This is a genomic window from Butyrivibrio proteoclasticus P6B7 (genome assembly GCF_000622085.1).
Taxonomy (GTDB): domain Bacteria; phylum Bacillota; class Clostridia; order Lachnospirales; family Lachnospiraceae; genus Butyrivibrio; species Butyrivibrio proteoclasticus_A.
Genome location: NZ_JHWL01000005.1, coordinates 160,625 through 173,160 on the forward strand (window position 1 = coordinate 160,625; position 12,536 = coordinate 173,160).

The 12,536-nt window shown below is 40.9% G+C and carries 13 protein-coding genes and 1 riboswitch; of the genes, 1 reads left to right on the plus strand and 12 read right to left on the minus strand.

Annotated elements, in window-relative coordinates:
• Positions 1 to 9: 9 nt before the first annotated feature.
• The 5 genes from lepB to T541_RS0106625 all read right to left on the minus strand — a co-directional run bounded on the left by lepB (position 10) and on the right by T541_RS0106625 (position 5,563).
• Positions 10 to 588 carry a signal peptidase I gene (gene lepB / locus T541_RS0106605; protein WP_026651951.1) on the minus strand — a complete coding sequence of 193 codons (579 nt, stop codon included), beginning with the start codon at positions 586 to 588 and terminating at the stop codon, positions 10 to 12.
• Positions 581 to 1,348: a hypothetical protein gene (locus tag T541_RS21620; protein ID WP_051538125.1), complete on the minus strand. Its 768-nt coding sequence runs from the start codon at positions 1,346 to 1,348 to the stop codon at positions 581 to 583. Before T541_RS21620 ends, lepB begins: the two co-directional genes overlap by 8 nt.
• Positions 1,349 to 1,620: 272 nt before the next feature.
• A riboswitch (cyclic di-GMP riboswitch) is annotated at positions 1,621 to 1,713 on the minus strand.
• Positions 1,714 to 1,938: 225 nt separating this feature from the next.
• Complete coding sequence (locus T541_RS0106615; RefSeq protein WP_026651952.1) at positions 1,939 to 3,240, minus strand: flagellar hook protein FlgE; 1,302 nt, start codon at positions 3,238 to 3,240, stop codon at positions 1,939 to 1,941.
• A 245-nt stretch (positions 3,241 to 3,485) separates the two neighbouring features.
• Entirely contained in the window at positions 3,486 to 4,388 is a 903-nt protein-coding gene (epsC, locus tag T541_RS0106620) for a serine O-acetyltransferase EpsC (RefSeq protein WP_034466300.1), read from the minus strand.
• Positions 4,389 to 4,576: 188 nt separating this feature from the next.
• Positions 4,577 to 5,563, minus strand: coding sequence for a tRNA dihydrouridine synthase (locus T541_RS0106625; RefSeq protein WP_026651954.1), 987 nt, complete (start codon positions 5,561 to 5,563; stop codon positions 4,577 to 4,579).
• A 98-nt stretch (positions 5,564 to 5,661) separates the two neighbouring features.
• On the opposite strand from T541_RS0106625, the gene T541_RS19025 reads away from it, so the two are divergent.
• Entirely contained in the window at positions 5,662 to 6,156 is a 495-nt protein-coding gene (locus T541_RS19025) for a hypothetical protein (protein WP_034466304.1), read from the plus strand.
• A gap of 134 nt (positions 6,157 to 6,290) precedes the next feature.
• Here T541_RS19025 and T541_RS19030 read toward each other — a convergent pair whose 3' ends face one another.
• The 7 genes from T541_RS19030 to T541_RS0106665 all read right to left on the minus strand — a co-directional run bounded on the left by T541_RS19030 (position 6,291) and on the right by T541_RS0106665 (position 12,520).
• Positions 6,291 to 7,286: a CPBP family intramembrane glutamic endopeptidase gene (locus T541_RS19030; protein WP_051538126.1), complete on the minus strand. Its 996-nt coding sequence runs from the start codon at positions 7,284 to 7,286 to the stop codon at positions 6,291 to 6,293.
• Between the two features lie 60 nt (positions 7,287 to 7,346).
• Positions 7,347 to 7,544 carry a PTS ascorbate transporter subunit IIC gene (locus tag T541_RS0106640; RefSeq protein ID WP_026651955.1) on the minus strand — a complete coding sequence of 66 codons (198 nt, stop codon included), beginning with the start codon at positions 7,542 to 7,544 and terminating at the stop codon, positions 7,347 to 7,349.
• Position 7,545: 1 nt separating this feature from the next.
• Positions 7,546 to 8,604 carry an SPFH domain-containing protein gene (locus T541_RS0106645; protein ID WP_034466308.1) on the minus strand — a complete coding sequence of 353 codons (1,059 nt, stop codon included), beginning with the start codon at positions 8,602 to 8,604 and terminating at the stop codon, positions 7,546 to 7,548.
• Between the two features lie 795 nt (positions 8,605 to 9,399).
• A complete protein-coding gene (locus T541_RS0106650; protein ID WP_026651957.1) occupies positions 9,400 to 10,311 on the minus strand; it encodes a hypothetical protein in 912 nt (303 codons plus the stop codon).
• A gap of 108 nt (positions 10,312 to 10,419) precedes the next feature.
• Positions 10,420 to 11,214 (minus strand): hypothetical protein, encoded by a 795-nt coding sequence (locus T541_RS21090; protein WP_242840757.1) that lies wholly within the window; start codon positions 11,212 to 11,214, stop codon positions 10,420 to 10,422.
• 40 nt (positions 11,215 to 11,254) lie between these two features.
• On the minus strand, positions 11,255 to 11,851 hold the full coding sequence (locus T541_RS0106660) for a hypothetical protein (protein WP_026651960.1): 597 nt from the start codon (positions 11,849 to 11,851) through the stop codon (positions 11,255 to 11,257).
• A gap of 30 nt (positions 11,852 to 11,881) precedes the next feature.
• A complete protein-coding gene (locus T541_RS0106665; protein WP_034466312.1) occupies positions 11,882 to 12,520 on the minus strand; it encodes a hypothetical protein in 639 nt (212 codons plus the stop codon).
• Positions 12,521 to 12,536: the final 16 nt, after the last annotated feature.

Consider the following 12,536-nt stretch of genomic DNA (forward strand, 5'->3'; position numbering starts at 1 on the left):
AACTTCTTATCATAATCCGCCAAATGTGTTTAACGGGAATACTCTAAATACTACCTTACCAATCAGCTGCTCCTTAGTTACGCAACCTACTACGTTAGATCTTGAATCTATTGATACACTTCTGTGATCTCCAAGAACAAACCATCTGTTCTCAGGAACCTGATATGGAAATTCTATATCGGTAGGTTCCAAGCTCTTTTCCGTTACATATTCTTCTTCTAGAACAACTCCGTTAACTGTAACGTTTCCTGCTTCGTCTATGTTGATCCAGTCTCCAGGAGAGCCTATAACTCTTTTTACAAGAACCTTGTTGTTATAATAGAAAGCAAGTAGATCGCCTGGTTCAAATGAAGTACTGTTCTTGGCTATTACTATCTGACCGGTCTCCAGTGTAGGTGTCATGCTATCACCTGTAACCTTAAGCACTGTTACAAAGAAACTTGATATAAGTACGGCCAGGGCAGCCACTACGATGACTACGATCAGGGTGTTTCTAAGAACCTTTTTATATTCTTTTTTACTGTTCTCTCTTTTAAGTTCTTTCCTGAGCTCATCAATAGAGGGCTTAGTAACCTTTACATCACTCATCTACGTTCTCACTCTTTTTTCTTCTGGTGCGCTTTGGAGTAGCTTCCTCCTTAGCTTCAACTTCTGTTTCTTCTGTAGTCTTCTTAGTTGTCTTTCTTGTTCTCTTTACTGCAGTTTTTTTATCTTCAGTTTCCTCTGCAGTTTCTGTCTTTTTCTTTCTTGTTGTTCGTGTCTTCTTTACTGTTGTCTCTTCTTTTTTCTCGGTGTCATCTGTGGAAGCCGCAGAATCCCCCTGTGAGGCAGCCGCGTTCTGCGCGCCTGTCATCATCTGAGCTCTGACCTGTTCAAGTTCCTTCTTGAAATCAAGGTACTCAAGCTCGGCCTTCTTTTGTAATGTCTGGACGTAAAGATCTGCTGATTTCTGAGCTGCTTCCATGATTCCGCCGAGCTGGATTGAAGCCTCGGCAAGAGACTGTGAATTTTCTATCTTAAGGAGGGCATCATCAACCTGATTCTGAAGTTCTGCCTTCTCCCTAGAAAGCCTAGCCTTTAAACCTGTTATATCCTTATCGAATTTGGCCTGCATTTCTGCTTTCTGTTCCGCAAATTTTGCTCTCATCTGAGCTTTTTCTTCATCAAAGCTCTTGAGCATCGCTGCTCTTTCCTCGGCCATTTCGCGTTGTATCTGAAGCTTTTCTTTTTCCAGTTCTTCCTTTAACTCTTCTTCATGCTTCTTAGCAGCTTCAGTCTCTTCAGAGAAATGGATCATCATCTCCAGGAGCTCTGCTCTGCTTAACTTCTTAAGATTTATTTCTGCCATTTTCCACCCTTAAAAATCTGCACAAAAAAAGTATTTTGCAAAGACATCCTCTGCAAAATACCCTATTATCATCTAGTCTTTAGGGGCGATTGCAAAGTAAGTGTTTTGTCAATTGCGTCGATAATCTACTGTCCTTGTACCTGTGACATATTTAATTTAATGTCATCTGTTCATCCGTGAACTCAATACTGTACTGTAAACTTCAATAAAAAAGCCGCCTGGTATAAAAATACACACAGACACGGCCATTTCTCATAGTGCGATCTGCTCGCACCAGCAACTGGCTGCCTGTCACAATATAATACTGTGAATAAGGCCCTTTAGCTTTGCGTCACTATCTTTCGATAGCTTTGCCCTTCAATCCCTATTAAACTAACTAATTTTAACTCCAAGCCCGTTTAATTAAGATTACCCATAAACCTTGTAAAGAAAATATATACCATGGCAACTAAGAATACAACTACTTTTTCACAAAAAAAACACAGTTTCCACAAAAATGAGCCAGAACGCAGTCTGGCTCAGTGTATCAAAATTTCAAAAACATTTTTATCAGTATTTAGGTTTCCTTAAAGAAGTTCCCTAGGTATTACTTATGATTTAAGGCCTCTTAGTATTTGTAACATCTCATCGGATGTAGTAATGATCTTACTATTAGCCTGGAAACCTCTCTGGGTGGTAATCATATCTGTGAACTCCTTGGCAAGGTCCACGTTACTTGACTCAAGAACGCCAGATGACATGTAACCGCCGTCCTCAGTGATATCCATGATCATTGGTTCTCCTGAGTTAAGAGAAGCTGCGTAGAGATTATCTCCAACCTTTTCAAGACCCATGGCATTGTTGAACTCTGCAACTGCTATCTGAGCAATCTTTACAGTCTCACCGTTTGAATAGCTGGCATGTATTGATCCGTCAGTGGAGAAAGAAATGCCATTCATATCACCGTTGGCATAGCCCTTGTTAAGTCCCTGTACATCACCTTTATATCCGTAGATTGATGAAGAATGGCTTCCCATGGTGCCAGCATAGTTACTGGTGTACCTAAGATCCATTCGTAATGGACCGATAACGGAAGCATCGCCTCCAAGGTTTAAATTAACATATCCTGAAGTATCACCATTAGCTGACTGGAAATCTCCTGAGTGTTTATCATATACAAGGTTGTAACTTGTATCTCCTTCAAACTTAAAGATCTTTCCATCTTTGTTCTGAACGTTGGACAGAGCAAGATTGAAAACGTTATCCTCATCAGTGCTTGTTAAATTAAACTTAAGTGTATATGTCTCTCCGTCTGTTCCAAAGACTTCGATTCTAAGAGCCTTACCCTCTTTAAGGGCTGTATCATAACTATCGATATTGCCCTTAAAGTATGCTTCGCTGGTGGCTGTTCCATCTCTATGCTTGGTCTGTTCATTAATGAGGCTAAGTGGTGCCTGAGCTGCGCCATTTACCTGGGTATCACCCAAAACACCCATTACGTAATAACCGTTATTTTGGGTTACAAGATTACCCTCGGCATCAATGGTAAAAGAACCATCTCTTGAAAAGTTCATGATTCCGCTGGAAACATCAGGTGTAATTATAAAGAAAGAATCGCCTGTTATCATAAGATCGAAGGCATTTCCTGTTGTCTGCATTGATCCTGATTTAGCGATGTTGGTATAGATGGAGCCCACCTTACTTCCAAGACCAACCTGAGAAATATTGGTTGCTCCCATGTTATTTCCAGCACCGGTTCCATTCTTTACTGTCTGGTAAAGAACATCCTGGAATCCAGTTGCCTGGGATTTATATGCAGTAGTATTAACATTGGCAATGTTGTTACCAATGACATCCATTTCTAATTGGTGGGTTTTAAGACCTGCGACTCCTGACCAAAGTGATCTCATCATAGTGCACGTACCTCCACAAAAGTATTACCAAAAATCTTGCTTGCGTACGTCCGTGTACTAAAAACTTCAATCCCTTGAATCAGTCATAGACTGATAGATACGGGCATATACTTCCCGTCATAGTTTTTATCGGACAATTAAATTAAAAACTTTAGCGTTTATTAAACTGTTATATATATAGTTCTTTCTATATGAAAGAAGTCAAAGAGATAATTCTCTTTGACTCCTTGAAAAATCCTATTAAATTACTTCTGCATGCTTACTTTACTGCCCTCTGGAACTGAAGCTGTGATAAATGCATTCGCTCCAATAACTGAGTCTTTTCCTATTATAGTGTCGCCACCAAGAATTGATGCTCCGGAATAAATAGTAACGTAATCCTGAATAGTAGGATGTCTCTTAACTCCCTTAAGAGCCTGTCCTCCCTTGGTAGAAAGACCACCAATGGTAACACCCTGATAGATCTTAACGTGCTCACCAATAACAGATGTTTCTCCAATAACGATGCCTGTTCCGTGATCGATCATGAAGTACTTGCCAATTGTGGCACCTGGATGAATGTCAATTCCAGTCTTACTGTGAGCATATTCAGTCATCATGCGGGGAATAAGCGGCACCTTAAGAAGATAAAGTTCATGTGCTATTCTATTTATCGTTGATGCTGTTAACCCAGGATAAGAAAGAATAATCTCTTCCTTACTATATGCAGCTGGATCTCCGTCGTAGCATGCCTGAAGATCAGTATCAACATATTCTCTTATCTGTGGGATCTTTTTAAAGAATTCATGTGTTATTCTGCGGGCGCCACATTCAAGGGTTTCATCGGAAGCGTTGGCGTACTCTTCACTGTGTCTAAAGGCAATAGCCACCTGCTTCTGCAGATTATAGATAACATCCTCTATTACAATGGCGATTCTGTTGTTGTCGTTATAGCTCTTATAAACCTTATCTCTGTAATAACCAGGGAAAAGAATCCTTATAAGCTTGATAACAATATCTTTAACCGCGTCTCTGTCTGGCTGATTAAAGATGTCCATCTTATCCACATCTCTGCCCTTGCTGTAGTCATCAAGAATAAGGTCCACAATGTCTTTTATTTCATTCTTAATATGATCTCTGTTATTATCGCAATTAAACTCTTTTTTCATCCCCAGCCCATCCAATCTAATAAGCAATAATTAAGCATACACTATTTCATGCCAAATGCAGCTTCACTTATCAAACATTTTCAATTAGTATATCACGTATTTATGCACATGTAGAAGTAGTATTATTACTTAGTTTAATGATTTTATTTGTACACATGCCATATAATCAATTATTCATTACCGCAAAATTACATGAAATCGCATTTGGCAAACAGATTACTTACGGCAGCCATGTACTCTCCGCGGCTTCTGGCCTTTCTGATTGCCTTGATATACTTATCACTGTCTTTAAATCTACTATTCAAGAAAGCCCAGTGTTCAAGGAGTTTGAAGATTACGTTCCTGTCTTCGCTTATCATTTTCTCATACTCTTCGTAGAGTCTTTTAAGGTAGCTTTTAAGCTCTTCCTTATCCAGGGGCGCGCCTCCCTTTAACTGTCTTGCAAGGGCTGGATCAGATAAAAGACCTCTTCCAAGCATGATAGCAGAGACTTCACTGTATACACGGCTTTCCTTGGAGAAGCGCTCTAGACCCTCCTTAGAAAAGATATTGCCGTTAAAGCAAATGTCTGCCTTTCCGCCCTTTTCTCTATAGATATCCACGGCTCTATCGAAAGCCTCTATTCTTGCGCTATTCTTGTAGTAATCTTCTCTTACTCTGGCATGGATTGTTAGCTCTTTTACCGGATAGGAAGCGTAGATTCCCATGAGGGCCTCCGCTTCAGCCACGTCAGTAAAGCCAAGCCTTGTCTTTAAAGAAATAGCTATATCATCCTCTGAAAGGGCTGTAAATATCTCTTTTAACATCTCATCAAGATATGTTGGATCCTGCAGAAGGCCTGCGCCCTTACGCCTGTTTACCACGGTGGGAGCTGGGCAGCCAAGGTTAAGATTAACCTCGCTATAGCCAAGCTTGTGCATTTCGTGGGCGGCCCATATGAAGTTCTCGGCGTTCCCGGCCATTATCTGGGGAACTATCTCTTCCTTATAATTGGCAAAAGAGCTACTGTTCTCAGGTAGAGCATCCTTCTTTTCCCTGTTCTTGAAGTGATGGGTGCTGGAGGCAGTAAGGAACGGAGTAAAATACTTGTCTATGGAATCTCCGAACATTTCTTTATGGGTGTTTCTAAGTGGATACTGTGTAATCCCCTCCATTGGGGCAAAATAAAATTTCATAAGACTTCTTCTCGACTTTTTGTGTACTAATGTTTATAATATATTCCTGTGCGAGATTGTAGCACAAATATATTTTTTAAGAAATGGGGAATAGTAATATGAGTCAGGAAAAGGTAGACGCTTACAAAAAAGAAAAGGCTCACCGCAAGGAGAGAATCGCTAAACAGAAAAAGATCAAAAAGATTGCAAAGGTAGTTTTTTGCCTTGTACTTGTGGCAATCATTGCTTTAATAGTTAAGCCTTACGTTATCAAGCCAAACGGCGAGGACGGATCAGAGGCTGCAGCTTACGCTTCATCTTACGGATACATGGAAGACGGAAGCGCTGATGCTTCAACAACAGAAGTTAGCACAGAGGCTGCTACAACAGCTACAACAGAGGCTGCTACAGAAGCTAGTTCAGAGGCTTCAGTAGAGGCAACCGCAGAGACAACAGCTGCTACAACAACTACAGAGACAACAAACAATGCATCAGCTACACAGGCTGCTACAGAAGCTCCTGCTGCTGAAGCACCAGCTGCAGAGGCTTCAGTTGCTACAGAAGCTCCTGCTGAGGCACCAGCTGCAGAGGCTGCAACAACAAGTTCTAACTGATATTATTTAAACTTAAAGGAGTCAAGGGAACGTTTTCCTTTGACTCCTTTTTTGTAGCAGAAATATTAATACAAATCTTTTAATTATGCTAATACCATCATCTAACTACTATCTTATGGTTTGGATGTGATATATCAAGCTGCATCGTTCTCAGACTTTGTAGTCTTGAAAAGGATAATAGCTGCCACAATCATCATAGGAATGCCTGCTATCAGTCCAATTGGAGCTGGTCCCAGAATTCTATATGGCGCAGATTCTGAAGTTGTAATGGCTGCTGGAATAGTGGCTGCAGCATTAACTGCTCCGTGAAGAATTGCTGGAATCCAGATGCAATGGCTCTTTTCATATACATAGTTGCAAAGAATACCAATTGCTATTGTATATATCGCAAAAAGAACCCATCCCACAGTTGGGAAGCCTCTATAGGCTGTTCCATATTCATAGCCTATGAGAAGCATCAGTGGCCAGTGCCACATGCCCCAGATAATACCTCCGAGGATAATACCCTTTTTCTTACCATATAGCTCTTTTAACACAGGATACATGTAGCCTCGCCAGCCGGCCTCTTCGCCAACGGCAGGAATCATGTTAATTAGTGGAGCATAAGTAAGGGCTGCTACGCCAGATATCACAATATATGTAAGGTATGTTCCGCACTGAGCCTCAAGCTGCTCAAGAGCCTCATATCCGGCGGTGTCCACAAGCACCTGACCTGTAAGATCCAGATGGCTTGGGAAGATCAGGAAATAGATGGCTGCACCAATTGCTGTAAGGATTGCTGGCATGAACCAGGCAAACAAAATATAACCGATGTTTCCTTTAAACTTTGGCTTCCAGCCCATGTTTCCAAGCTTCTGCTTAGTCAGGATCACGGATAGTAGTGGCACGAACATCATCAGCGTCATGAAGAGCTGTGCTATTACTATCTTGGCGTCGATAACGCCTACGGTAGATGTTCTGCTGGCATAGCCTATAAAGAGCTGCATTGCCCAGGCAAGACCAAAGGACCAGCCAAGATACTTAAATAGTGTAGCTTTCTTACTCTTAATGTCAGCACTGTCTGTAATCTGATTATTGTTATCAACATTATTCATATTTAGAATATTGTCTGTTCTATTATTATCACTCATAAATGTCACCTCTTGTTGTCTTATTAAAATGTCATGTACTTATAAATAATTACGCGTATATCACTCGATATCGAACTCAGGCGGCTCATCAAGATGCTGGGACACATACTTCCCATCCTTCTTGCGCTGCTTGACACATTCAGTTAAAAGATATTCTATCTGTCCGTTCACTGAACGGAAGTCATCCTCAGCCCAGGCAGCAATAGCGTTGTATAACTTCTCATTCAGACGAAGCGGAACCTGCTTCTTCTCTGCCATATTAGTAGAGACTTCCTGAGTTAACTATTGGCTGCGCGTCGTGATTACCGCAAAGAACTACGAGGAGATTAGATACCATAGCTGCCTTTCGCTCCTCATCTAGTTCCACAAGCTGCTTCTCATTAAGTCTTTCAAGGGCCATTTCAACCATTCCTACAGCGCCGTCTACGATGAGCTTTCTAGCATCAACAACTGCTGAAGCCTGCTGTCTCTGAAGCATAGCAGCTGCAATCTCTGGAGCGTAGGCAAGATATGTGATCCTTGCATCTACAATCTCGATGCCTGCGTTCTCAACCTTAGACTGAATCTCGTCCTTGATCCTGTTAGCAACTGTCTCTGTTGAACCGCGAAGGCTTCCGTCATCTGCCTTGCCATCGCCTGTTGTATCCACATTCTCAGTTACATCGTAAGGATAAAGCTTAACAACGTTTCTAACTGCGGAGTCACACTGAAGCGAAAGATACTCTTTGTAGTTATCTACTGTAAATACAGCCTTTGCTGTGTCTGTAACCTTCCACATAACTGCAACTGCGATCTCTACTGGATTTCCAAGGATATCATTGACCTTCTGCTTGGAATTACTAAGTGTCATTACCTTAAGAGAGATCTTTTTATCAATGCCGCCAGCCTTAAGGTTAGCAGTCGCGCCTGTTCCCTCGATTGTAAGAAGGGATGAAACGCCGCCCTTCTTGCCTTCGTGAATGTCTCCGCTCTGTCCGAGCTTAGTCTCTGCAGCTGGATTGAAGGCTGTGCAGAATGGGTTAACCCAGAAGAATCCGTCGCCCTTAAGGGTTCCAATGTATTTACCAAAAAGAGTAAGCACAAGGGCTTCACCTGGCTTAAGAACCTTAAGTCCAAGGAAGATGAGCCAGCCTACGCAAAGGTAGATGAGACAAAGCACAAAGATGATGGTGCCCGCTAATCCATCTACGCTCTCCATCATGCTTGCAGAAAATATAACGCCCAGCGTTGCTGCCACATAAAGTATTATTCCAAGAAGCAGCATTGTCATACCGTTCTTATGTCCACTGATTACTTTCTCTTTAACGTTCTCGTTCATAATGATACCTCCTCATTGACTGAACCGTGATGTCCATGGGCTTATGCCCTGGTGTTTGATTACACGCTATTGCTAGTTGTGTGTTTGTTGTTTTTGGTTTTATCATGCGTGTAATTGATTTGATATCATTATGATATCACTAATAATCATTTTGTCAATATCCACTAGAAAGCCGCAGAATATGAGTCTTTCCGAGGCTTTACCAATCAGAAGTGGAATTTAGTTTTTCTATTAGCTGTCGCGTTCCCGGTTGTCTTCCCAATCATATTTCCAGGATACCCCTCAAGTTTACGGCTTTTTCTCCGTTTTGAGATTTTGGGATGTACTAAAAAGAATTCCCCTACGGCTCTATTTTGATTTTTCGATTTTTAGCAGTATAGATTCTCACTCAATGGCCATCGACCACTTGCCGGCTTACTGCTTAATTTCTAATTTCACCTATCTAGCCGTAAAATAACATCGTGAAATCAAGCACGCCCTCGTGCCAGGGCTAATTCTTACTGCTTTTTTCTGAAATAATGGATTCAGGCTGTCGTCATAGAATTTGACAACATCTTTTTTGAATAAAATAGAAATAAAGACGAAAAGTCACATGTGAATTCTCGCGCATGAATTCATAAACGCGAATTCATGAGAATATAAACCTTGATGAGTAAACGCCTCACTAAATAATTGTCAACAACATAGAATGGCTGCAAGTTTAAGCTATGCTTTACTTGCAGCCCCTTTTATATCTTGAATATTGAATAATAGCTATATCTTAATAGAAAATCTTCCGTCTGATTGTCAACCTAGTTATCTCTCCCACTTACCCTCAAACTCAATAAGCTTAAGAAAATCGCTTATATCTTTTGATATCACATCATCCACATTAGCTTTATAGCTTTTTGGATATTGTGAACTATAAGCAGGTCTCATCAACTCATCATATGAGGCTTTTAATTTGTTTACCGCCTCTTTGTCTGAAAAATCTGTATTTCTGATGTTGTCACGAATGCTAGCAACAAGCTCCTGATTTGTTGCTATATCTGTGCTTGCAAACTCATTAGATGATTTTCTAACTTCATTTGGCACATGAACCTCAATGCCGAAGTACTTTCCGGATGCTGGATCATCATTAGTCTTGGTTTGCTTATTTGCCAGTAGCCGCTCTTGTGTTCTGATCAGGTTATTATTATAGTCTTTCATGGCTTTGCTAATAGCTTTTGCCTGATCTTCATTAAAGCCATTGGAAGCATATTTATCAACAACCTTCTGCGCTACTTCCATCTTTGCATAATCTCTGTAACTGAGATATCCATTCTTTAACTGACTTCCGACACCTGTTATCAAATCTCTTGCAGCAGATAATTCCTCATCATTAAATGCTGCTCCGCCAATTTTATATATACCTTCTGCATTTTTGCTTACGGGTTTGCCATCTTCATATAAAGCACTGACAGAATGGTTATTCCAGGAATCTCTTATTCTTTCTAATTCTTCAGCACCTAAAGCAGAAATAGACAAGGTTGCTGCCGTATCAGAGAAAGCTGTATTTACGTTAGATTTGTCACTTAGTTTCTCCGCGATAGCATTCTGCAAGCCACTGTTTTCATCTTTATCTACAGACTTTGCCTGTATCTCATCACGCTGAAGTTTTGCAGCATATATTTCCTGACTAATGTCTTTTACCTGTCTATTTGCAGAAGTAGTGTTAATTCCTGTCATAATCATCTACCTCCTTGTACATGATCTATGATCAATTACAAAAATAGTTATCTATTATTATATCGGCTAAAATCACACATATCCTTACAGTCCTGTCACAATACACGCTCACTCTTTTTTATCAATATTTGATGGCAAAATAGATGACAATACATCTGAGTAGTTTCCAGTGCTAGTATACGTGCCACCTGCTCTTGCTGCTGCGTTTGTCATGGACTGGGCCTTGTCATAAACCTTAGATGCAAAAGAGCTATAGCCTGTAAATACACTCTTCAAAGTGCTAATGTCAGCCTTTTTAAGAGCATCTTCATCTAATTCCAGCTTATTATCAGCACCTATAGATATACCAACTCGTTCCAAAAGCCTTTCTGTAGACTTTGTGGTCTTGGTCATCCATGCAGCATTTCTTAAAACATCCTTGGTGCTTGAATTACCCGCACTCTCAATAGTTTTGTTGTAATTATCAACAAATGACTTTACAGCCTTGGTAATTGAATCCAGGTCTATATCTTCTTTTGTAGTCTCTTCGCCCGTCTTCTCATCTTTAGTCTTGATCTGTTTCTTTTCCCAAAGAGAGTCCTTCATAAGAGCACTTGCGGACTTTGCCAGAGTTCCTGCTATGCTTCCCATTGAAGTGAGTTTTGCAGACGAATCCCTGCCTGATGAAGCACCATCAGCTTTCTGCTTGGCATAATAGGCCTTAACAAGTTTTCTGTAGGATCCGTTCTTTATGCTTGCATAATCTAAAAGATTGATTCCTCCCATGACGCCGTTATTATTGCCATTTCCAGAACTGATACCTAAACCAGCCAGAAATGAACTGGCATTTTGGTTATATGCGCTATAATCGTTATCAGCGCTATCGTAATAGTTACTCTGTGAATATCCTCTGATCGTTGACATATTTCCACCCTCCTTTGCTATTTCCCGGAATCCCTTCCCTTTATATGTGGTAATCAACATGCCTGTATTTTTCAGGCACCGATTTGTCAATTGGCAAGTTATTTAGTTCTTTTGTCTGTGCTATTGAAGCAGCGCCAGCTTCTGAAAGCTCTTCATCTGATAACGCCTCAAGATTCTCTTCATTAAGCTCTGCCATGTCCTCTGCCATTTCGGTAAGTTCTTCAATCTGATCCTCAAGTTCATCCATGACCTCAGAAAGAATACCTTTATCCTTATCGATACCGGTTGCTTCCTCGATCATTTCTTCACGACGTTCTTCCGGAGTCTTTGGAGCCATCTTCTCAGCTTCTTCAGCAATCTTTTCACCACGTTCTCTGGCCTCATCCAATATATGGAACATCTGAGAGTTGTTATATGAGGCTTTAGCTGCTTCAATCTGATCATCATACTGCTGTAACATATCGAGCTTTCTCTGGATATCCTCAAGAGAATTAGTCTTCATATTCTTAAGGTTTTCTTTCTGTTTTTCAAAGAAAGCTATCTGATTATCACGCTTGGCCTGTCTTTCCATTCGGTCCTGAGTTGCTTTACTCATAGGTCTGTTAAGAAGATTTAACCCTTGCATGTTTATATTCATAGGCGTTCTCCATTATTCTAATAAGCCATCTCAAGCCATCTCTTTAGACTGATAGTAATCCTCAAACAACTTGTTTGCCGCATTCATAGTCTCTTTGCATATTGCCGGAAGTTCACGTCCCCAGGTCTTAGTAGCCTGCTTGAATCCCTTTTCCATGGCTTTCTGCATCTCTTTCATCTTGTCGACATCATCTCCGGCAAGGGCTGCAGCAAAATCAAACAGTCTCTGGGATGTCTGCTTTACACCGTAGTATCCGTCTTCAGAAATATCTTTCTGTGCTTGGGCTCTTGTAGCTGCATCAACCTTGATATTTCCGCCAGCGAGCTGCTGCCACATGCTATTTCCTGTAGCCTTGCCATAGGCCCCAACCTGTCCCTGCAGGCTCTTCTGAACAATTGCCATCAACTGTTTTCTCTGCTGTTCCTCCGCTGCTTTCATCTGCTGAACAATAGCTGCTCTGTCTGTAGCTGATTTCTTATAGATTGCCTTAGAATCATCTTCCTTGCTGTTCTCCTTGGCAGCCATCTTCTCGTATACAGCGCCCTGCTGATTTACCACGGATTCTTCCTTTTCGTCTTTCTCGATATTTTTGGCCCAGCTAGGCTCAGCAATATTATTAGCACCTGCGTAATTGTAGTTTCCATAATTTGTGTTAATTCCTATACTCATAACTTGATACCTCCTT

Excerpts from the sequence above, each read along its gene's own strand:
- T541_RS0106660 (WP_026651960.1), bottom strand. The coding sequence starts at position 11,851 with ATGAATATAAACATGCAAGGGTTAAATCTTCTTAACAGACCTATGAGT.
- T541_RS0106615 (WP_026651952.1), bottom strand. The coding sequence starts at position 3,240 with ATGATGAGATCACTTTGGTCAGGAGTCGCAGGTCTTAAAACCCACCAA.
- T541_RS0106665 (WP_034466312.1), bottom strand. The coding sequence starts at position 12,520 with ATGAGTATAGGAATTAACACAAATTATGGAAACTACAATTACGCAGGT.
- lepB (WP_026651951.1), bottom strand. The coding sequence starts at position 588 with ATGAGTGATGTAAAGGTTACTAAGCCCTCTATTGATGAGCTCAGGAAA.
- T541_RS19030 (WP_051538126.1), bottom strand. The coding sequence starts at position 7,286 with ATGAGTGATAATAATAGAACAGACAATATTCTAAATATGAATAATGTT.
- T541_RS21620 (WP_051538125.1), bottom strand. The coding sequence starts at position 1,348 with ATGGCAGAAATAAATCTTAAGAAGTTAAGCAGAGCAGAGCTCCTGGAG.
- T541_RS0106625 (WP_026651954.1), bottom strand. The coding sequence starts at position 5,563 with ATGAAATTTTATTTTGCCCCAATGGAGGGGATTACACAGTATCCACTT.
- T541_RS19025 (WP_034466304.1), top strand. The coding sequence starts at position 5,662 with ATGAGTCAGGAAAAGGTAGACGCTTACAAAAAAGAAAAGGCTCACCGC.
- T541_RS21090 (WP_242840757.1), bottom strand. The coding sequence starts at position 11,214 with ATGTCAACGATCAGAGGATATTCACAGAGTAACTATTACGATAGCGCT.
- T541_RS0106645 (WP_034466308.1), bottom strand. The coding sequence starts at position 8,604 with ATGAACGAGAACGTTAAAGAGAAAGTAATCAGTGGACATAAGAACGGT.
- T541_RS0106650 (WP_026651957.1), bottom strand. The coding sequence starts at position 10,311 with ATGACAGGAATTAACACTACTTCTGCAAATAGACAGGTAAAAGACATT.
- T541_RS0106640 (WP_026651955.1), bottom strand. The coding sequence starts at position 7,544 with ATGGCAGAGAAGAAGCAGGTTCCGCTTCGTCTGAATGAGAAGTTATAC.
- epsC (WP_034466300.1), bottom strand. The coding sequence starts at position 4,388 with ATGAAAAAAGAGTTTAATTGCGATAATAACAGAGATCATATTAAGAAT.